The sequence below is a fragment of the Sediminibacillus albus genome, assembly GCF_900101125.1.
In the GTDB taxonomy this organism is placed as follows: domain Bacteria; phylum Bacillota; class Bacilli; order Bacillales; family Amphibacillaceae; genus Sediminibacillus; species Sediminibacillus albus.
The window spans coordinates 105082-126556 of sequence record NZ_FNFL01000002.1; the positions used below are offsets into that span (position 1 = coordinate 105082).

The 21475-nt window shown below is 39.1% G+C and carries 20 protein-coding genes and 1 pseudogene; 18 read left to right on the forward strand and 3 right to left on the reverse strand.

Translation table 11 applies throughout. The annotated features are described in order from the left end of the window. The first annotated feature begins 23 nt into the window (after nucleotides 1-23). Genes BLR93_RS06695 through BLR93_RS06705 form a run of 3 tightly spaced genes read left to right on the forward strand, consistent with a single transcriptional unit; the run spans nucleotide 24 to nucleotide 2816 of the window. On the forward strand, nucleotides 24-1040 hold the full coding sequence (locus tag BLR93_RS06695) for a carbohydrate ABC transporter permease (protein ID WP_093212569.1): 1017 nt from the start codon (nucleotides 24-26) through the stop codon (nucleotides 1038-1040). Between the two features lie 33 nt (nucleotides 1041-1073). After that, a complete protein-coding gene (locus tag BLR93_RS06700) occupies nucleotides 1074-1877 on the forward strand; it encodes a carbohydrate ABC transporter permease (RefSeq protein ID WP_093212571.1) in 804 nt (267 codons plus the stop codon). Between the two features lie 33 nt (nucleotides 1878-1910). Beyond that, nucleotides 1911-2816, forward strand: a complete 906-nt coding sequence (locus BLR93_RS06705; RefSeq protein ID WP_093212573.1) for a Gfo/Idh/MocA family protein — start codon at nucleotides 1911-1913, stop codon at nucleotides 2814-2816. A 362-nt stretch (nucleotides 2817-3178) separates the two neighbouring features. Here BLR93_RS06705 and BLR93_RS06710 read toward each other — a convergent pair whose 3' ends face one another. After that, a complete protein-coding gene (locus BLR93_RS06710) occupies nucleotides 3179-4528 on the reverse strand; it encodes a GGDEF domain-containing protein (RefSeq protein ID WP_093212575.1) in 1350 nt (449 codons plus the stop codon). Between the two features lie 236 nt (nucleotides 4529-4764). Here BLR93_RS06710 and BLR93_RS06715 point away from each other — a divergent pair, with 236 nt between their 5' ends. The 15 genes and pseudogenes from BLR93_RS06715 (at nucleotide 4765) to BLR93_RS06785 (ending at nucleotide 19487) form a co-directional block, all read left to right on the forward strand. Next, nucleotides 4765-5781 (forward strand): NAD-dependent epimerase/dehydratase family protein, encoded by a 1017-nt coding sequence (locus tag BLR93_RS06715; protein ID WP_093212577.1) that lies wholly within the window; start codon nucleotides 4765-4767, stop codon nucleotides 5779-5781. Then, entirely contained in the window at nucleotides 5781-6836 is a 1056-nt protein-coding gene (locus BLR93_RS06720; RefSeq protein ID WP_093212579.1) for a dihydrodipicolinate synthase family protein, read from the forward strand. Before BLR93_RS06715 ends, BLR93_RS06720 begins: the two co-directional genes overlap by 1 nt. 40 nt (nucleotides 6837-6876) lie before the next feature. Then, nucleotides 6877-7881: a zinc-dependent alcohol dehydrogenase gene (locus BLR93_RS06725; RefSeq protein ID WP_093212581.1), complete on the forward strand. Its 1005-nt coding sequence runs from the start codon at nucleotides 6877-6879 to the stop codon at nucleotides 7879-7881. A gap of 12 nt (nucleotides 7882-7893) precedes the next feature. Then, nucleotides 7894-8949 (forward strand): Gfo/Idh/MocA family protein, encoded by a 1056-nt coding sequence (locus tag BLR93_RS06730; protein ID WP_093212583.1) that lies wholly within the window; start codon nucleotides 7894-7896, stop codon nucleotides 8947-8949. Nucleotides 8950-9127: 178 nt separating this feature from the next. Next, complete coding sequence (locus BLR93_RS06735; RefSeq protein ID WP_093212585.1) at nucleotides 9128-10180, forward strand: Gfo/Idh/MocA family protein; 1053 nt, start codon at nucleotides 9128-9130, stop codon at nucleotides 10178-10180. After that, on the forward strand, nucleotides 10181-11743 hold the full coding sequence (locus BLR93_RS06740) for an FAD-dependent oxidoreductase (protein WP_093212587.1): 1563 nt from the start codon (nucleotides 10181-10183) through the stop codon (nucleotides 11741-11743). A 216-nt stretch (nucleotides 11744-11959) separates the two neighbouring features. Beyond that, nucleotides 11960-12802: a sugar phosphate isomerase/epimerase family protein gene (locus BLR93_RS06745; protein WP_093212589.1), complete on the forward strand. Its 843-nt coding sequence runs from the start codon at nucleotides 11960-11962 to the stop codon at nucleotides 12800-12802. 11 nt (nucleotides 12803-12813) lie between these two features. Beyond that, entirely contained in the window at nucleotides 12814-13515 is a 702-nt protein-coding gene (locus BLR93_RS06750) for a hypothetical protein (protein ID WP_093212591.1), read from the forward strand. Further along, nucleotides 13515-14489, forward strand: coding sequence for a Gfo/Idh/MocA family protein (locus BLR93_RS06755; RefSeq protein WP_093212593.1), 975 nt, complete (start codon nucleotides 13515-13517; stop codon nucleotides 14487-14489). Before BLR93_RS06750 ends, BLR93_RS06755 begins: the two co-directional genes overlap by 1 nt. A 56-nt stretch (nucleotides 14490-14545) precedes the next feature. Then, on the forward strand, nucleotides 14546-15424 hold the full coding sequence (locus tag BLR93_RS06760) for an ROK family protein (protein ID WP_093212595.1): 879 nt from the start codon (nucleotides 14546-14548) through the stop codon (nucleotides 15422-15424). 9 nt (nucleotides 15425-15433) lie between these two features. Then, on the forward strand, nucleotides 15434-16582 hold the full coding sequence (gene nagA, locus BLR93_RS06765; RefSeq protein ID WP_093212597.1) for an N-acetylglucosamine-6-phosphate deacetylase: 1149 nt from the start codon (nucleotides 15434-15436) through the stop codon (nucleotides 16580-16582). 102 nt (nucleotides 16583-16684) lie between these two features. Further along, nucleotides 16685-17494, forward strand: a complete 810-nt coding sequence (locus BLR93_RS06770; RefSeq protein ID WP_093212599.1) for an MBL fold metallo-hydrolase — start codon at nucleotides 16685-16687, stop codon at nucleotides 17492-17494. A 421-nt stretch (nucleotides 17495-17915) separates the two neighbouring features. Continuing rightward, nucleotides 17916-18277 (forward strand): annotated as a pseudogene (locus BLR93_RS06775) (VOC family protein). A gap of 319 nt (nucleotides 18278-18596) precedes the next feature. Beyond that, nucleotides 18597-19178 (forward strand): DUF4256 domain-containing protein, encoded by a 582-nt coding sequence (locus BLR93_RS06780; protein ID WP_093212601.1) that lies wholly within the window; start codon nucleotides 18597-18599, stop codon nucleotides 19176-19178. 114 nt (nucleotides 19179-19292) lie between these two features. After that, nucleotides 19293-19487 (forward strand): DUF6366 family protein, encoded by a 195-nt coding sequence (locus tag BLR93_RS06785; RefSeq protein ID WP_093212603.1) that lies wholly within the window; start codon nucleotides 19293-19295, stop codon nucleotides 19485-19487. Nucleotides 19488-19644: 157 nt separating this feature from the next. On the opposite strand, the gene lipA is transcribed toward BLR93_RS06785, so the two are convergent. Both lipA and BLR93_RS06795 read right to left on the reverse strand, forming a co-directional pair. Next, nucleotides 19645-20589: a lipoyl synthase gene (gene lipA / locus BLR93_RS06790; protein ID WP_093212605.1), complete on the reverse strand. Its 945-nt coding sequence runs from the start codon at nucleotides 20587-20589 to the stop codon at nucleotides 19645-19647. Between the two features lie 15 nt (nucleotides 20590-20604). Next, a complete protein-coding gene (locus tag BLR93_RS06795; RefSeq protein ID WP_093213451.1) occupies nucleotides 20605-21366 on the reverse strand; it encodes a lipoate--protein ligase family protein in 762 nt (253 codons plus the stop codon). Nucleotides 21367-21475: the final 109 nt, after the last annotated feature.

Genomic DNA, 21475 nt, shown 5'->3' on the forward strand with positions numbered 1-21475 from the left:
TAACTTAAATATGAAATAAGGTGATGACGCTGAATAATGCAGAAAAGATCATTGAAGAAAGGGAAACCCATAATAACGGAAAAGCACCTTTAAAGGATCAAAGGAAAAATAAAAATAATACTTCATCTTCCAAAAAGCCAAAATTGCCATTTAAAGAAAGAGTTAAAAGGCAATGGGACAGGAATGCAATTGTGTATATTTTCCTTATACCTGCATTAATTCACTTTATAATTTTTCAGGTATTCCCATTTGCATTCAGTTTTGTGCTTACTTTTTTGGATTGGAAAGTTATTGGTGATCCGGAATTTGTAGGGCTTAAACATTGGATAGCCTTTTTGAATGATGGATTAGCTTGGAGAGCAATATGGAATACAGTTCTATTTTCCATTTATTATATTGTGCCTACCATGGCACTAGGACTGATTTTAGCATTAATCATTAACTCAGGTGTTAAGGCATCAGGAGTGTTTAAAGGAATCTTTTTCTTACCAGTAGTTACATCCTTTGTGATTATAGCCGGAATCTGGGGCTGGCTGTTCCGAGGTACAGAATCAGGTATGGTTAACTATCTGTTAAGTTTTTTTGGTATAGATACACAATTATTTTTAGCAGATTCTGATCAAGCTCTGTTGGTACTAGCAGGTTTAAGTATCTTTAAGGTTGCCGGAAGTACAATGATCTATTATTTTGCAGGCCTTCAATCAGTTGACAAACAATTATATGAAGCTGCAAGGATTGATGGAGCATCTCCTTTACGAATATTTTGGACAATAACTTTTCCACTGCTAAAGCCAATCCATTTTTACGTGGCAATTATTACAACTATCGGTTCATTCCAAATTTTCGATTCAACATTTTTACTTACAGGTGGGGGACCAAACTACTCAACTACGACAATTGTATTTTACTTATACCAACAAGGGTTCGCAGGGCTTAACTTAAGTTATGCTGCTGTTCTGTCCTATGTATTATTCTTTATAATTTTGGTTGTTTCACTTATCCAAAGAAAGTATTTGGGACAAGAGACGAATTACTATTAATCATCAGGTCTTTCTGGAAGGGGGATTAGAAAATTGAAAAAAACAATCACATATACAGCATTGTTTCTATTAGCCTTTAGTTTTCTCCTGCCGTTTATCATTATGGCTCTGGGATCGTTTAAAGATATGAAATATGCATTGCTGGATCCGCTTTTTTGGATACCCGAGGACCCTACTCTTAGTAACTATATATATTTGTTTAATGACGGGATTTTTGCAAGGTGGATTTTTAACTCGTTAGTTATTACCATTATTCCGGTCTTTAGTCAGATGTTGTTTTGTGCCATATTGGGTTATATCTTTGCCAAGAAAAACTTTCCAGGCAGAGAAGTAATATTTTGGGTATTCATGGCCGTAATAATGATTCCGCAGCAACTATTAATCATCCCGAAATATATTATGTTTGCAGATTTCGGTTGGATCAATACTTATTGGGCTTTAATTATCCCTGAACTCTGGGGAATTATGGGAGTCTTTCTAGTACGGCAATTCCTGCAAAATATTCCGAATGATTTGGAAGAGGCAGCACGTATTGACGGTGCTAATGATATTAAAGTATTTTTTAAAGTTATTTTGCCTTTGTCGGTCCCAGTAGTTGCAACAGTGGGGACATTCTCGTTTATTTCCAACTGGAATGACCTATTCCAACCATTGATTTATATGACGAAGGAAGAGATGTTTCCTGTAACAGTTGGTTTAGCATCGTTGCTCGGTAAAGAAGGAGATTTCGGTGTGGAAATGGCTGGATCGACACTTTCATTTGTGCCAACTTTCCTTATTTTCTTGTTCTTCCAGCGTTATTTTACAGAAGGGATTCAGATGTCAGGGCTGAAATAAATGAATAGTTTGTAATCAGAAAGGCGGCAAAACATGTCAGACGACTTGAAGGTTGGCATCATTGGTTTGGATACTTCGCATGCTGTGGCATTTACAAAATTACTTAATGACCCTTTTGAAAAATATCATGTGCCAGGGGGGAAAGTGGTAATAGCATTTCCTGGAGGATCGTCTGATTTTGAACTTAGTATCTCTCGGGTTGAGGGCATTACAAATGAACTTCGAAGTAACTATGATGTTAAAATTGCTGATTCTATTGGACTTGTAGCAGAGGAAAGTGATGCAATCTTATTAGAATCAGTAGACGGAAGCGTTCATTTAGACCAATTGCGTAAAATTATTTCCTATAAAAAGCCTGTTTTTATCGACAAACCGTTTAGCCTGCAGACAGAAGAGGCTGATGAAATGGTTGAACTTGCTGCAGACTGCCAAACTACAATCATGAGTACGTCTGCTCTTCGCTTTGCAGAGTCATTAGTAGATGTACGATCAAAGTCTGATAAAGGAGAGATAATAGGTGCTGATTGTTTTGGCCCGATGGAACTACAAGAGAAACAACCGGGCTTTTTTTGGTATGGAATTCATTCGATAGAAATGCTGTTTGCAATTTTGGGTGAAGGATCCGAGTCAGTAACTACCCGAACAAATGATAAACATGATGTCATTATGGGGCAGTGGCAGGATGGTCGTTTTGGAACTGTTCGGGGTAACCGCGAAGGTAACAAGCAATTTGGAGCAGTCATTCATTTTGAAAAGGGAAGCGAATATGTTGATATAGATTCTTCTGAAAAGCCTTATTATGCTAGCTTACTAGGTCATATAATAGATTTCTTTAAAGATGGTATCCCTAGAGTATCGTTAAATGAAACCAGGGAGGTTATTCGATTTATTGAAGCGGCGAACGAAAGTAGAAATACAGGAAAACAGGTTTTAATTTAAGATAAGCATTTAATGAAGTCTGTGAAAATAAGGTCAGTTAGATTTGGCATTCAATGCAAGGGCACCAAATCCACAAGCTGAGAATGTTGCGATATCGGATATTGATCAACATGATAACTCAATTGAGGGCCCACATTTGCCTTAATGGTTAATGCCGGGCATTACATTGCTGATATAATTGCAGCTATTTTAGAGAACCGTCAACCAATGATTCCTGGAATTGAGGCTAAAAAATCCGTTGAAATTATCAAGAATAGTGAATTTATAATGCCTAACGAGTTTGGCATAGGGTAGCAAGTTGATGCTGCAAGACTAGGGGAGCTATCAGTATAGCAGCGCCTGAGAGTTGAGGAAGAGTCTCACTATTCTTCCATTATAAAACTAAGGCGATAAATTCGGCGAGGTCTGCCTTTATACGTTACTTTTTCCTCACCGACGATCTCGACTAGTTCAGCATCCATCCACTTTAATAAGATTCGGTGTGCACTTCTAATCGTTATCTTGAGAGTTGAAGCCAATTCTTGGGCGGTGTAGTCAATGATTCCATAGCGGGCAACACGTGCCATTAGCTTTGTCATATAAGATGCAGACATACCAGCTTTTTCAGCTCGTTCCAACAATTGTGCATCTGTAATAGCTAAATCATACCTTTCGTATTGTGTGTGGGTAGTAATATCGACTGGACCTAAAACACTTTTATCTTCGCGGACAATATAGCAGACATTGCCGCCTAATTCTTTTGATTGACGTAATGCTAATCGTGCGTGACTGCCTGCTTCAGCCGCGGTACTTCCGAAACCAACACCAATACTTAACGTTATTCCAATAGCATTATTTGTATCTTGAAGTAAGGGTATAAATTTATATCCCCTAGTTTCTCGTTCAAAAATACCGCGTGTAGTGATGAATAAATATTCCTCTCCACCAAGGATTGTTAGATGTCCATCAAGCTGTCTTATGTAATCAAGCAGAATTTGCTGAATGTTTAATTTTAGTAATTGTACATCATGTTCTGACTTATATTTTTCTGTAACTCTTTCAAAGTCATCAACATTTATTAACCCAAAAACAATTTGTGACTCTTTGTTTCTGCGGGTATTTGTTGCGAGTAAAGCACGTTCTAGAGAAACAATCATGTCTTGTTGTGTTGGTGTTACCCATTCGTTTGGTATATTCATTTCTGACAATCTAATAGAAACTTCCTGTATTCCGGTGAGTGCAATTGACCCGTCAGTATTATAATTTTCAATGTGAAATGTAATAATGTCTTCAATCAACTTAGGCTTGGAGTGGTTGTGAAAAACCTTAAACTCATAGTCTTCCTCATCTAATTCGACGAGTATTTTTTTAACATATTTTTCTTCAATTGTATCGACGGATAAACGTTTTAAACCGTAACTATTTTTAATAAGAAATAATGATTTATATAATCCGGTACCCATTAATGGAACATGATGAACAGGGATTGTAAAATCTAACGATTGTTTGGCGAGATTGTATAAATGATACTCTGTAAACACTAAAACGTCGACATCGCGCATTAATTCTATTGCCAAGTCTGTAATGGCAGTGCCAGGTTTAATAACACCAAAGATGGGTTTAAAGTTTGGGAAAGATTTTAGCGTTTCTTTTGTTTGGTCTAGGAGGGATTTTGATCCAATAATGCCAATATTAATTTCTGAACTATCCTCAACACGTTTATTAATTTGCATAAGATCATCTCCTTGAAATAGACACATATATGGACATGTCTTTTAGTGCTCACTGCATTTATAATACTTTTTATTATCAGAATTGTCAAAATTCTATGCCTGCTAAAGTTTTAGTCTGCTATATAAAGACACATTCAAGACTTGTCTTTTAATAATACTGTTCATAGAATGTTATTAAACATATTGTCTGAAATTTCAATCAAAAAGACAAAAACTATATTAGTTGGAGTGGTTAAATGAAAACGATCTCAGATCTTGAAAAGTTTATGACAACACCGTCTGAAGAATTAATTGAAGACCTTTCAAAATTGGAAGGTGACATTATGATATTAGGTATTGGCGGGAAAATGGGACCTTCTTTAGCAAAATTAACGAAAAGGGCCATAGATGAAGGTGGCTTAAATAAAAAGGTGATAGGTGTATCAAGGTTTTCATCCGGAATATTAAAAAAAGAACTGGAGGATTTTGGAATCGAAACAATCTCGGCTGATTTGTTAAATGAGTCCGATCTCCGATCACTTCCAAATGTTAAAAATGTTATCTATATGGCCGGGAATAAGTTTGGAACGGTCGGAAACGAACACTTCACCTGGGCTATGAATGCATACTTACCTGGGAGGCTTGCTGAAAAGTTTTCCGATTCACGGATGGTGGCATTTTCGACTGGGAATGTATACCCCTTCGTAAATGTATTAAGCAGTAACTGCTCTGAGGATACACCTGTTAATCCAGTTGGGGAATATGCCCAATCTTGCTTAGGGAGGGAACGTGTACTCACCCATTTTTCCCACAAAAATAAAACACCGATGCTGTTATTTAGATTAAATTATGCAATTGACCTTCGATATGGTGTGTTACTTGAGATTGCGAAACAAGTTTATGATGAGCAGTCCATTGATCTTGAAATGGGAAATGTCAATGTCATTTGGCAGGGTGATGCAAATGAGTATGCTGTTCGATCATTATTACACACGGAAGCCCCGCCGAAAATATTAAATGCCACTGGTCCGGAAACAGTATCCGTTCGCTGGCTTGCTGAAGAATTTGCCAAACGTTTTGATAAAGATGCCAACTTCTATAATGAGGAAAATCCCACTGCTTTATTAAATAACGCTTCTAAAGCACATAAATTGTTTGGATATCCAAAAGTGACTATCCAGCAAATGATTGATATGACGGCAGACTGGCTAATGAATGATGGTTCTACATACGATAAACCAACTCATTTCCAAGAGCGACAAGGGGCATTTTAATGTTAAAAACATCCGTGAAAAATTATCTGCATGAAGGTGCATTTATACCAGCCCATCCATTAGCTTTAACTGAAGACAGGGAACTTGACGAGCAAAGCCAGCGAGCGCTGACCAGGTATTATATAGATGCGGGAGTAGGGGGGCTTGCTGTTGGGGTACATACAACCCAGTTTGAGATTCGTGATCCTGCGTTTGATTTATTTGAAAAGGTGTTAGCGCTTGCGAATGAAGAAATGGAGAGAGCACAGGTAGAAGATTCATTTATTAAGATTGCTGGCATTTGTGGTCCTGTAGATCAAGCAGTTAAAGAAGCAGAATTTGCTAAAAAAACAGGTTACCATCTTGGATTACTAAGTATGGGGGGGATGGAGGGTCTTTCAGAGGAAGAATTAATTGATAGGACTAAAAAGGTAGCGGATATTATCCCTGTTTTTGGTTTTTACCTGCAGCCAGCTGTTGGTGGAAGAGTCTTTTCGTATGATTTCTGGAGAAAATTTGCAGATATTACTAATGTGCATGCCATTAAGATTGCTCCGTTTAACCGATACCTTTCTCATGATGTGGTAAGGGCAGTATGCAATTCGCAAAGAAATAAGGAAATTGCTTTATATACCGGAAATGATGACAATATCGTAAATGATTTACTTACCACATACAAAGTAAATGTAGAGGGGAAAATAGTAGAAAAGAAGATTGTCGGAGGTTTATTAGGACACTGGTCAGTTTGGACTAAGAAGGCAGTAGAGTTATTTAGTGAAATTAAAAGGGTGCAATCCAATGACTACATCCCAAGTGAGTTTTTAACATTGGCACAAGAAATTACCGATGCAAATGCAGCCTTTTTTGATGCTAACAATCACTTTAAAGGAAGTATTGCGGGGATTAATGAAGTGTTAGCTAGACAAGGTCTGCTGCAAGGTCGATGGTGTTTATTGGAAAAAGAAGAATTAGGACCTAACCAAATGGATGAAATAGACCGTGTATATGCAGCATACCCGCATTTACGTGATGATGAATTTGTGGCAGAGAATCTTCTGAAGTGGTTTGCAAAGTAATTAGCAGCTGCTAGAAGTGTCATGGAAGGAGCAAAGGAATATGCAAAAAGTTATTGCGAAAAACAAACAAGTTGAGATAGTTGAGGCTGATCCACCTGTAGTAAAACCTTCCCATTTATTAATAAAGACTATGTACTCTATTATTTCTCCAGGTACCGAATTAACAATCATCGAAAATAGTACTGATAAAAAAATCACCTTAGGCTACAGTGCAATGGGAGTTGTCGAGGAGTGTGGGAGTGATATCACCGATGTGAAAGTTGGTGATTTGGTTGCTGTTTATGGTGCTCCGTATGTGCAGCATTCAGAGTACTTATTAGTTCCGAAAACCCTTTATGCTAAAGTTCCTTCTAATGTTGAACCCAAGGAAGCGGCTCTTGCCGGTATAGGTGCAATCGCTATCCATGCACTGCGTATCGCAAACCTCCAATTTGGAGAAACAGTTGCTATTGTCGGGTTAGGGCTACTTGGACAAATGATTGCTAAAATTGCAGACGCTGCGGCCTATAATGTTATTGCTTATGATTTTCATGAAGAACGGGCAACAATGCTGCAGGAAGAAACAAATATAAAGTCATTTTCAACTGTAAACGCCATGGAAGACGAAATACAAAAAGATACCAGCAGGAACGGTGCAGATGCTGTACTTTTATGTGCAGGCGGGAAACGTTCTCCACTCACAGCACAAAGCCTGGAATGGATTAAGAATAAAGGGAAAGTTGTTATTGTCGGCGATATTGAACCGGATTTCCCAAGAAACCTAATGTTTAGCAAAGAAGCACAAATTCTTATTTCCAGAGCAGGAGGTCCAGGCAGGTATGACAAGACTTATGAAGCACAAGCCAATGACTATCCATATGGATTTGTTCGCTGGACAGAAGGCAGGAATATAAAAGAATATATCAGACTAGTAAGCGAAAAACGAATTAACGTAAGCTCATTTATCAAAGAAGAGATCAATTTTAGCGATGTATCTGTTGCATTTGATGAACTAGTAAATAAAAAATCAACCACGTTAACAAAGGTGATAAATTTCTCGAAATGAGGAGCGATAAAAGTGGATAATGTCTACGTAGGGATAATAGGACTTGGTGCAATTGCGGAAACGGGCCATATATGTCATTTGCACGATTCGGAAAGTGTAACGATAGCGGCTGTTGTGGATTTGGATATCAATAGAGCGGAGTCTATAGCGGAAAAATATCAAATCCCCCATTACTTTAAAGAAGCAGAAACGATGTTTAAGCAAGTTACAATCGATGCAGTTATTATCTGTACACCAAATCAAACCCATATTCCGATTGCTAAACTAGCTGTCGATCAGGGAATACACGTTTTAATGGAAAAACCAATTGGTACTGATTTACAAGATGTGAACGATTATTTGGAGTTAGCTAAAGCAAAGAAAGTGTTAACGATGGTGGGAATGACCCATCGATTTCGTCATGATACGGGTATTTTAAAAAAATTTGCGGAGCAAAAAGCGTTTGGAGATATCTATTATGCCAAAGCAAAACTTTTCAGGCGCCGTGGTACGCCAAAGGGCTGGTTTACAAATAAAGCGTTATCCGGTGGTGGCGCTATGATGGATATCGGCGTCCATGTACTTGATTTGGCCTGGTGGCTTTTGGGAAATCCGCAAGTGCAATCAATTACAGGAAAAACGCTCAATGTGTTAGGTAATTATCAAACGAAATATACTTCAAGCTGGGAATCAAAGAATAAACAATTAAACGCGGAACATGTATTTGATGTAGAGGATTTTAGTTCTGCCTGGATACGCTTTAAGAACGGATCAGTATTATCACTTGAGATTGCTTGGGCTGTGAATGGAGAGCAGGACGGCAACATCGATATTGAATTATTTGGTAATAAAGGTGGTGCAACGCTATCACCACTTACTATCTTTAAGGAAGAGGATGGCTTACTCAGCAAAACAACTCCATTATACGAGAAAACCGAACCGTTTAAAGCTGAAATTGAACATTTTATTGAGTGTGTGCGAACAAACACAACTCCTTTAATTGATGGCAGTGATGGTTATGAAGTTTTAAAAATGATCCACGGAATCTATGATTCGTCAACTCAGAATAAGGAAGTCAGTTTCGATTAGTCAGTTAGTAAGAGTTCTCTTATCCATTAAGAAATTTTTCTTTGTTAGCTGCCCAAACGAGTTGAGGAGGCTTGCAGATTGCCCGCGGAAAGCCGAGTATATTTCCACTGTGCCCTTAAAAATCAAAAAACAATAACCATTACTAAAAGATCCTTAATAAAAGAAAGGAGCTTATAAAATGTTGAAAGTTGGTGTTATAGGAGTAGGTACGATATCAGAATTTCATATTAAGCCGTATCTTGAAAACGGGGAAGCGGATTTAGTTGCACTATGTGATTGTAATCAAAAACGCCTTAATGAAAAAGGTGAATTGTATGGGGTGACTCAACTGTACAGAGATTATCAGCAGTTATTGCAAAACGATGAAATCGATGCTGTCAGTGTTTGTACATGGAATAATACTCATGCAGAAATTGCTATAGCAGCGTTGGAAGCTGGGAAGCATGTGTTAGTGGAAAAACCGTTAAGCATGACAATAGAGGAAGCGTTAGAAATCGAAGCTGCAGCCAAAAAGTCTGGAAAGGTATTACAGGTTGGTTTTGTAAGACGGCATGGGGATAATGCAAGGCTATTAAAGACTTTTATTGATAATGGTGAGTTGGGAGAAATTTATTATGCCAAAGCCTCGTGTTTAAGAAGACTGGGCAACCCCGGGGGCTGGTTTAGTGACATTTCAAAATCTGGTGGTGGTCCATTAATCGATTTAGGAGTTCATATGATTGATATTTGCTGGTACATGATGGGGAAACCGCGACCTGTATCAGTTAGCGGCAATACGTATTCAAGATTAGGGAATCGCAGCCATATTGAGAATCTATCATTCTATCAGGCTGCTGACTACGATCCGAAGTTGAATGATGTAGAAGATTTAACAAATGCATTAATCCGTTTTGAAAATGATGCCTCTCTATTTGTCGACGTAAGTTTCACCTTACAGGCAAAAAAGGACGAAGTAAATGTTAAGTTATATGGTGATAAGGGCGGGGCAGAAATCGAGCCGGAGTTAGCTTTAGTAACTGAGAAGCATAATACAATTTTGAATGTTACACCACAGCTGGATACGCTTAAATTTGATGTTCATAAAGCCTTCGCAAATGAAATTAATCATTTTGTTGAGTGCTCTAAAGGTTATAAAGAAACAATCGCACCTGCCATAGATGGGGTCCAGGTAATGAAAATGCTCAATGCTGTTTATGAGTCCGCAAAAAATAATAAAGAAGTTTATTTATAAATGGGAGTTAGGAATGCCGAGCTTGTAATCGTTGGCGGAGGGATAGGTGGCTGTGCAGCAGCGCTCTCCGCCTGTGACAGCGGACTGAACGTACTGTTAACAGAAGAAACAGAATGGATAGGCGGCCAGGTGACATCCCAAGGGGTTCCCCCTGATGAACATAAGTGGATAGAGAAGTTTGGTTCAACAAAGAGATACCGTTATTACCGTAACAAAGTGAGAGAGACCTATTTACGTAATATGACGGTGAAGTCAGATAAAGCTATCTTAAATCCTGGAAACGGTTTGGTGAGTAACATTTGTCATGATCCGCGTGTGACGCTGCATGTGTTAAATGAAATGCTAATGCCTTATGTACTGACGAATCAACTAACAATCGCAATAAACACAAAGGTAATCTCGGTAAAAAAGATCGAAAAGACTGTTCATGAAATGACCTTGGAGCATGTTCAAACGGGTGCGAAGGACCAGGTGAATGCAGCATATTTTATCGATGCAACAGAAGCGGGAGACGTACTGCCATTAGCTGGGATGGAATATGTGACGGGTGCTGAATCAAAGGGGGACACTGGTGAACCGCACGGATTGGATATTGCAGATCCTAATGATATTCAAGCGTTCACCTATGTTTTAGGGATGGAGTATCGAGAGGGAGAAGACCACACCATCCCAGAACCTCAGATGTATGACTTTTGGAAAAATTTCTATCCAGCCATTTGGCCTAACAGACTATTAAGCTTTTTCGCCCCACACCCTATTACAAAAGAAAAGCGTAAATATACATTATTCCGGGAAAAAACAGGATTTCCTTTATGGGAGTATCGTAGAATATTCGACAAGAATCAATATCAAAGTCTATATAAGCCAGGCGATGTCTCATTAATGAATTGGCCGCAAAATGACTACTTTTTAGGGAATATTTATGACGTTTCAGAGACAGAGAAAGAAAAGAATGTATATCAGGCAAAGCAACTGAGTCTTTCTCTATTGTACTGGCTGCAAACCGAAGCACCAAGGCCTGATGGGGGTAAGGGCTATCCAGGATTAAAGCTTCGAAAAGACATCTTTGCGACAGAAGATGGCTTGGCAAAAGCTGCATATATTAGAGAATCAAGAAGAATTAAGGCAGAGTATACCGTTACCGAACAGGATGTATCGCCAGACTTTAATGCCGCGCACGCTGGTAAAAAATACAAGGATAGAGTCGGAATTGGGTCATATAGTATTGATTTACACCCAAGTATGGCAGGGAAAACCTATCTTGATATTGAAGCGCTCCCATTTCACATACCGTTAGGGGCTCTTATTCCAAAAGATACTGACAACATTTTGGCGGGCTGTAAAAACATCGGTACAACTCATATTACGAACGGCTGCTATCGTCTTCATCCAGTAGAGTGGAATATTGGTGAGGCTTGCGGTGCATTAGTTGGATTTTGTATTAATAATAAAACAGATCCAAAGACAGTCAGAGAGAATGAACCGTTATTAACAGCATTTCAGAATAAATTAAGGCAAAGCGGGGTTGAACTTGAATGGCCGGATGAATTTTATATGGAGTAACGAGATGAACCGTTATGGAAGGCATGTCGCAGACTTTCCACTCAAAAAGCTACGTGATTACCGTCCAACATTGGGAAAAGGCCACAAAACGTTGAGTGAAAATAGTCTGACCAAAAAAATGAAAATGCGCTTTCAGAGGTAACGAAAGTATAAAGGGAATGTCATCTGTGAATGTTTTACTTCGGAGGAATCAATTAGTAAATAAGGAGGATCTCTATGAATATTAGTGTGAGCATGTACAGTTTAGCTTCAACTGTTAAAAAGGAAAATTGGTCTACTGTCGATTTTATTGACTATGCCGATAGAATTTCATTAGATGGTGTCGAGCTACTCGATATCTTTTGGCAAAATAAAGATGATATTAGTGACGAGCTAGAGCAGGTAAAAAAAGCACTGAAGAAACATAATTTAAAAGTTTCCGCTTATGACATTACAAATAACTTTGTGAAAGAATCAAGTGAAGATCGTGCAGAGGAAATCGCTAAAATAATAGATGCTATTCAAGTAGCTAAGCAGTTAAATACCAATATTATTCGCGTGTTCTGCGGGGACAAACACGATGATTTAACCTATGAGGATGGCCAGGGATGGATTGTTGACGGTTTGAAGCAATGTGCTGAAGCCGCGGAAAAAGAGAAAATTTATTTAGCAATTGAAAATCATGGTCTATTAGCTGGGAAGAGTGAGCAAGTTGAAGAGATCATCGAAAAAGTGAATAGCCCTTATGTGAAATCTACATTTGATACAGGTAATTTCTTGTTAGTACATGAAGAACCCCAACGGGCCTTTGATCGATTGAAAGATAAAATTGTCCATGTCCACTTTAAGGACTTTCGGGAAAAAGAAGCTAATGAAGATATAAAAGGATTCCGTTCAGCACAAGGTGTGGAATTAATTGGAACGGTTCCCGGAGATGGGCAGGTAGATTTATCTTATATTGTTCAAGGCTTAAAAGAAATGGATTATCAAAGGTGGCTTTCCATTGAATATGAAGGTAAGGATGATGCAAAGGCAGCTAATGAAGAGTCGGTTTATCGGCTAAGGCACTTACTTCAGTAGGAGGGAGAAGAATGGGGAATATTGTACTTGCCAGATTGGATAAAATTGATTATCAATCAACATTACGAACCATCGTAGACTCCGTTGAACGACAGACAGAACAAAATGAAACGGTATTGTTATCTTCAAGTGAAATTAAACCCGCTACTCTTTCAAACGAAAATAATAGCCTATTTATTCCGTCGACGATACTCGATCAAGCTTTAGAAGGAGTAAATGTTTACTTCGATTTGGAAAACTATCCATTTTTTCGAAAAATAACTGAGGTTATTGAAAGGGAAAATAAGCCTAAGGGTGTTTTTCGTTTAAGAAGAATCATTAACATGGATGAAAGTAAGGAGCTAATTGCCGGTGATTTATATGTTCTGTCCTCCCTATTAGGTGAAACGCAGAATATTCAAGTGAAGCATACAAATCATACTGTTGCTCCTTATCATGTGATTGTCACTGTCAATTTTGGCAGTGGAACAATGGCACATATGGAATATACATTTTCTTATCAAGATGAACGGATCGAACTTGAGTGGAGCGGGATAAAAACTATCCTTGAATTTGATAGTGAAACAATGCATACCTTAGGTCAAAAAGGAAACAATGCTCTGGCATTAGCTTATTCAGTAGATTCCATTATTGCTACTGCTCATAGAGTTGATCAGAGGTTGGTCAACCGCTTGAACAATTTCAGTATGCTTGTAAACGGAGGTGCTCATTAATGAAAATTGGAATGATGAGTTTCGCTCACATGCATGCATATAGTTATGCGGACGGTTTGATGAACCTGCCCAATGTTGAATTAGTAGGAATCTTTGATGATGACTCAGATAGAGGAAAAGAAGTGGCAGAAAAGTATCGTACCAAGCATTTTAATAATCAAAAATCCTTTCTTGAGATGGATATGGATGCTGTGATTATATGCAGTGAAAACTTCCGCCATAAAGAAATGGTCATAAATGCTGCAAAAGCCAACAAACACATTTTATGTGAGAAGCCAATTGCTACAACAGTTGAGGATGCTGAGGAGATGATCAATGTTTGTGATGAAAATAACGTAATATTACAAATAGCCTTTCCCGTAAGGTTCAGCTCTTCAATGCGCCGTCTGAAAAATATGATTGATAATGGTGAACTTGGTGATATTGTTGCTTTTCGTACTACAAACAGAGGCCAAAATCCTGGTGGCTGGTTTATCGATAAAGAGCAATCAGGCGGAGGTGCTGTATTAGATCATACCGTACATATGGTCGACATTATGCGCTGGTATTTAGGAAAGGAAATTATGGAAGTACATGCGATTGTGGACTCTTATTTTCATGGAATCGATATTGATGACGCAGGTCTCCTTACGTTGGAATTTGAAAATGGTGTAATCGCTACACATGACGCGAGCTGGTCAAGATTCAAAGAATACCCAACGTGGGGTGATGCAACAATTGAAGTCGTCGGCACAAAGCAAACAGTGACAGCGGATGCGTTTAAAGAGCACTTTAGAATGTTTACGAGCGGGCCTAAATCGCTAAGTCATGTTTTCTATGGTAATGATATGGATTTTGACTTAATTCGGGATTTTGTTAATTGTGTAGAAGAGGGAAGGAAACCATCCATTACTGGCAGTGACGGTTTAAAGGCGCTGGAAGTTGCTTTAGCAGCTTATAAATCAAGTGAAATGAAATCAGCAGTTAAACTATAAACATTAAGGACACCTTGATCAGGTGTCCACTTTTATAACAAGGAGGCAATAGGCAGATGTCCACGATTGGAATTGATATCGGAGGTACCAAAATCAAATTCGGCATGTTTGATGGCAATGGACAGCTTATAAGAGAAGACCAAATAAAAACACCTAAAGGAGCAATCGTGGAATATATGATTGAAGAGATAAAAAAAATGGTCCAAGGTGAGGAAATCCATGGTATTGGGGTTGCCTCAGCCGGGATAGTTGATTTTCAAAACGGTATAATAAAAAGCTGTCCTAATCTACATGCCTTAGCGAACGTGCCGATTCAAGTTATGCTGGAAAATACCTTTAATGTTTCCGTTGTGGTAGGAAATGATGCTAATTGCGCTGCCTTGGCAGAGGGAACTGCAGGGGCGGCAAGAGCTGTCAGCAGTTATATTTGTATCACCCTAGGAACAGGCATTGGTGGGGGAATTGTCCATAATAATGAATTAGTTCACGGATATAACGGGTATGGCGGAGAGGTTGGTCACATGACAATTGTTCCAAATGGAATAGCTTGTGAATGTGGACGTAAAGGCTGCTGGGAGGCATACGCGTCAGGTAAAGCATTGGAAAGAGTGATTGCGAGTGATTCTGATTTGGCTTCGAAAAACTATCTTCCAAAAGATGTATTTAACCAATATACGATGGATGCAACATGTAAACGTATAGTTGATCGATACTTAGAATACTTGTCAATCGGACTTATTAACCTGCAATATATATTTGATCCGGAGATGATTGTTATCGGCGGGGGCCTGATTGACTCCAGTGAACATTGGTGGGATGAGTTGGAAGAAAAAATAGATGCTGCAGCCTCGATTCCAGTAACTTTACAGCAAGCATTTTTGAAGAACAACGCGAGCATGATTGGAGCAAGTTCATTAGTGAAACAAGGTAAGTGAGGGATTGATATGTACTATTTAAAAGGTGATGTTATCACGGATGGGCGAATGATAAAGGACTGTCTAGTTGAAATAACGAATGGTGAAATCACCTACGTTGGAAGTGACAGGGCAAATAATCACAATCCCCTATATGAGGTGAACGATGGTTTCATTTGTCCTGGATTAACAGATATTCATATACATGGTGTCAATGGGTTTGATTTTATGGACAATCACGAGTCATTTGCTGAAATAGCAAAATGTTTGCCGCGTTATGGTGTAACATCTTTTCTAGCAACTTCCAGGACCGGTTCGCTCAAAAATGTGAAGCATTTCCTTGCGGGTGCGAGAGCTTATAAAGATAGTCCAGCTGTGGGAGCAAACTTTCTTGGTGTTCATATAGAAGGACCTTGGATTAGTCATAAGTATAGTGGAGCTCAAAGCAAGTCTTATATACGGCAGCTTACCTGGGGAGACGTTGATAATGTTTTGAACCCTTTTTTAGATATCATTTCTATTATTACATTGGCCCCTGAGGAAATAGAAGATTATGCGATACTAAATCAATTACATTCGAAAGAAGTACATATTTCAGCTGGGCATACGAATGCAACAATTGAGGAGATAGGAATAGCAATAGAGTATGGATTGACGCAGGTTACCCATACGTTCAATGCGATGAGTCCGGTACATCATCGAACACCCGGGACCGCCGCAGCTTCTTTGTATTATGATAACTTGACGTGCGAAATTATTGCGGATGGCATCCATATACATCCCCAAATGATTGAGCTTTTATATAAGGTGAAGGGCAATGAAAGAATTGTTCTCGTATCTGATTGTACTGGATATAACGAATTAGATGATGGAGAATATTTTTTCCGGGAAAAGAACCTTATAAAAAATGGTGATAAAGTAACTTTAAATAACGGTCAATTAGCAGGAAGTGCAATTACCTTGGATAAAGGTATAAAGTACGTCGTCGAGCAGTGCAATATCCCATTAGAAAAAGCTATTTATATGGCAACACAGGAACCACTGTATGCTATAGATCAAGGGGCGAATAGAGGAAGAATTGACGTGGGGTATAAAGCTGATTTAATGATTTTAGGCAGCAATTTAGACGTGGAGAAGACCATTATTAATGGGGATGTAGTTTACAATGGAGGTGCATGATCAATGGAAACTTGCCATTCGAATATATATTTTAGCAGGCAATAGACTTATCCAATCAAACGTACCGAGAAATGGATCATACTTCAATAGGAGGTGTATAAAATGAAAATTCACTTGCTGGGCAGTGCTGCTGCGGAAGGTGTTCCAGCAATTTTTTGCCGATGTGAGCTTTGTCAAAAGGCAAAGAATCTTGGTGGCAAAGACATTAGAACGAGAACATCAGCATTGGTAGATGATAATTTGAAGATTGATTTCCCCCCAGACACCTTTATGCATGTCTTGCGTGAAGGAGATAAAATCTCAGAGTTTGAACACTTAATCGTCACCCATACCCACCATGATCATTTTTACCCGGAGGATATAAGAATGCGCACTCCTGGGTTTGCCAGGAATTACGGCGATGTTCTTAATATATATGGGAATGAGAAGGTCGTTGAGCGTTGTCGGGAAACACTTGCGAATGAATTGGATTGTTTTAATATTGCTCCATTGCAAGCTTTTACTACATATGAAATCGGGGGCAAGTTAATCACCCCTTTAAAAGCAGATCATAAACCGGACGAGCATAGTTTTATTTATTTTATAGAAAAAGATGGAAAGACTTGTCTATATGGTCATGATACAGGGGTATTCCCGACAGAGACTTTTAATTGGTTAGCTAATCGTATAGTAGATATTGCTATACTTGATTGTACAAATGGTTTAATTGATAGAAAAACAATTCATATGAACATTGAGGCGGTTAAAGATACAAAAGCGAAATTGGCTGAAATAGGTGTCATTCATGAGAACTCAAAGGTTGTAGCGACGCATTTTTCTCATAATTGTGGATTGTTGCATAAGGATTTAGAAAAATTGCTTGTCCCATTTGGAATTGATGTAGCGTATGACGGGATGGAGTTAACAATTTAGAGGCATTAACAAGTTTTTTCAAAAGTAATTTAGTTAATTAAGACGAGGCTTTCTCATTATCGGTCGTAATTAAGACTAAACCTTAATTAGAACCGAAAAGACGTACCGATTTGTACGTCTTTTTGATTTTGTTTTATTATAAATTATTTATTCAATTGCCATTTCAACATATTATTTTCAGCTTCTGTCCTTTTCATATCCAATTTTTCTAACACTCTTATTGAAGACTTGATATATAGAAGTAAAGGTCAAGTTAATTGAACAGCTTAGGTATAATTAGTTGGGTTGTTTTAAATGGGAGATATAGTGAAAGTCTGGTGAAAATAAATTATTCATCTGCCGAATGGGAGAGGCTGTCAAAGTCAAGAGCAGAAAAATGAAGAGGTATAGGTTATAAATGATACGGGGGGGGGGATCTGTCGTGTGGAAAAGAATCGAATGTCTTGCGATTTATACAAATGATATGGAGAAGTCAGTGAATTTCTATCAATCACTGGGTTTAACCAAGGCGTGGGAAACCTATCAAGATCAGGAAAAACAATGGAGTCTTGTTGGAATGAGATTTCCTGAGGGCAATGCAGAGTTAGTATTAAAGAACAATCCAAATTTAGATTTTGCTGAAACCGAAATTGTCGTTGAAGATGTTAAGGAATCTTACGAAACATTAAAAACTAATCCTGAAGTTGAGTGGATTCGCACTCCGTTTCCTAATTCTTTGTGGGGGGACACGTAGCAGTAATGAAAGCCCCAGATGGCAATGTTTTTGTTTTAGTGGGCAACTAAGTTGATAGACACTTATTCAAATGACCGGGACTTTTTAAAAAAAGGGCTTGCGGTCCATGGCAACCTCTGAACATAGTAGATGCCCCATTCGATAAGAAAATGTTGTGCCGCGGGGCAAAACTTGTTTTTCGGGCAGGAACTTACAAGAAGAGTCTCGAAGTAGTTTAGACAAGAAGTCTAACACATCCTTTCACTAAGAAAGCATTTCAATATTGTTATTTCTTCCGCTAAGCTTCAGAAAACGATTGATTTAGTAAACAAATATTACTTATCTATACTTAAACCACTAGGAGTAAAACTTAATAAGGGGGAAACGAATATGACGCAAAGAAATAAAATCAGCAGTAAAAAAGATTTGCCGCAAGAACAACGTGAAGAACTACTTATAGCATTGAAAGCCCGTTTTGAGAAAAACAAGAACCGCCATCAAGGGCTTGAATGGGCTAAAGTACAAGAAAAGCTGGAAGCTAATACTGAAAAAATGTGGTCGCTTAATGAAATGGAAGCTACTGGCGGCGAACCGGATGTTGTGGGTCATGATAAAAAGACGGGCGAGTACATTTTTTATGATTGTTCAGCAGAGAGTCCTAAAGGCCGCAGAAGTGTTTGTTATGACCGTGAAGCACTGGAGTCAAGGAAAAAACACAAACCAGAAAATAATGCTGTTGATATGGCAACTGCCATGGGCATTGAACTTTTAACGGAAGCACAATACCGTGAGCTGCAGAAACTTGAACCTTTCGATATGAAAACGTCGAGCTGGGTGCAGACACCTGCTGAAATTAGAAAACTTGGAGGGGCTATTTTTTGTGATCGTCGCTACGATACTGTCTTTGTGTACCACAATGGAGCAGAATCCTACTATGGTGCCAGAGGTTTCCGTGGCTCGCTAAGGGTCTGAAGTTTTCACAGCCAGTTAAAATGGCAGTAGTAGAGTTTGATTGCCAGCTAAGCTTTTATTGAACTAATGCGTGCGAGAGTTAAAGAGAAAATACATAATAACCGGGGTGTTAGTGTGCATCAAGATAAAGAAACTCCTGAACGAAGAAGGGAAAGAATGAGACAACAAGAATTAAAGAGAAACCCTTCTGGAAGTGTTCACGGTGGAGGATTGCCTGATTTAGTTGGAAGTTTAGGTTGGAAAGGTACTGGCATACTCATTCTTATGATGATAATAGGTTTTATCGTTTATGCTGTTTTCCTTCGCTGACGCGCGATTGAATAATGGTGGCGAATATCATGTGGAAAAACGCTCAGAATGTAATCTGAGCGTTTTTGAATCTGTTAGCAGATATGTTTGGGTGGTGCCTACCCTCCAAAACTGAATCCGTTGGTAGTTAAGCAATTATAAACATTTTCATCCTGCGTTAAAACTTTACCTGATCAAGTGTTTCTCCCTGTGATTCATAGCCTTGCATATACTTTATGCGCCGCTGGGCAGAGGTTTCGTTGACCTGTTCGTCAGCATGGTAGGACGAGCGTACCATTGGTCCAGCTTCACAATGCTTGAAGCCTTTTTTTAGTGCAATTTGCTTCAGTTCTTCAAATTCGTCCGGATGGTAATACCGTTCCACGTTTAAATGCTTCTTTGTCGGCTGTAAGTATTGTCCGATTGCCATGATATCCACCTTATGCGCAAGTAAATCATCCATAGCTTCAAGAATCTCTTCTTTTGTTTCACCGAGGCCGACCATAATACTTGATTTTGTTGGAGTGTTTGGCGCAATTTCTTTGACCCGTTCCAAAAGCTGCAGGGAACGATCATACATCGCAATAGCCCTCACCCGTTTAGTCAACCGGCGGACAGTTTCAATATTATGATTGAAAATATCCGGTTCGCTATCCATTAACGTATGCAAGCTTTCATAGTCGCCTTTCATATCGGACGGCAGGATTTCCACGGTACATCCGGGCACTTTCCTGCGAATCGCCCGGACGGTTTCAGCAAAAACAGCCGCTCCGCCATCCTGCAAATCATCACGTGCCACAGCGGTAACAACGGCGTGCTTCAATCCCATGATTTCGACCGATTCAGCGACACGCTCTGGTTCTCCCCAATCAAGTTCATTTGGAAGACCGGTTTTTACTGCACAAAAACGGCAGCCTCTGGTACACGTATCTCCGAGGATCATAAAGGTGGCTGTTGCCCGCTCGCTCCAGCACTCATGGATGTTCGGGCATTTGGCTTCTTCACAGACAGTGTTTAAATTCTTTTCCCGCATTAACCGTTTCAGTTTGTTATAGGTTTTGTTAGTATTTAACTTCACTTTCAGCCATTCAGGTTTGCGAACATGTTCTTGCTTTTTGGTCATTTCAAAAACGCTCCTTTACCTCGAATAGGTCCACTCATGACTTTTATACTTGTTTTCCAGTTTAAGGACTTCAGCTAACTGCTCTTCGTTTAGTTCGAAAGGTTGTAACTCAATATCAAGCCCGCGCTCAAAGCCTTTTTTAAAAGCATATTTGGCGGCATCAAAGCTTACGTTCTTTTTTGAAATTTGATTGATTGCTATCGCTTTATCGCCAAACGATCGTCGTGCCCGTTCCTTCACCCGTTCACTGGGATATAAGAACAAATCAAACAACTTTTCCTCATCAACTTCCAAAGGGATGGAACCATGCTGTAAAATGACTCCCTTTTTTCTTGTCTGTGCACTTCCGGCAGCTTTTTTTCCTTCTACAATCAGTTCATACCAGGAGGGCTCTTCAAAACAGACCGCAGAATTTGCTGCTTGCTGTTTTCCTTCAGGAATAGAGAAGTCAGCATCGATTTCTAGCTCCTTGAAACCTTCAAGCAGGCCGCGCGAAATCTTCAGATATGCTTCCTTTACTGATGCTGGCATGGCAGGATGTTCTTCGGAGACGAGCACACTATATGTAAGTTCCTGATCGTGTAAGACTGCTCTCCCGCCAGTCTGTCTGCGGACGAGTTCAATGCCGTGTTTTTTTGCTCCGTCGACATCGATTTTTCCATTGACTTTTTGGAAATATCCTACAGAAATCCCGGCTGGCTTCCAGCCATAAAAACGTAAGACCGGCGGTATGTCACCTTGACTATGCCATTGCAAAAGTGCTTCATCCATTGCCATGTTAAAGGCTGGTGTATGGTAGCCTGAATCAACGAAAAACCAAGTTTCCTTCAAAGTTCTCCCCTTCTTTTCAAGTTAATAAAATATATTGCCAATTGTAACAAGCTAT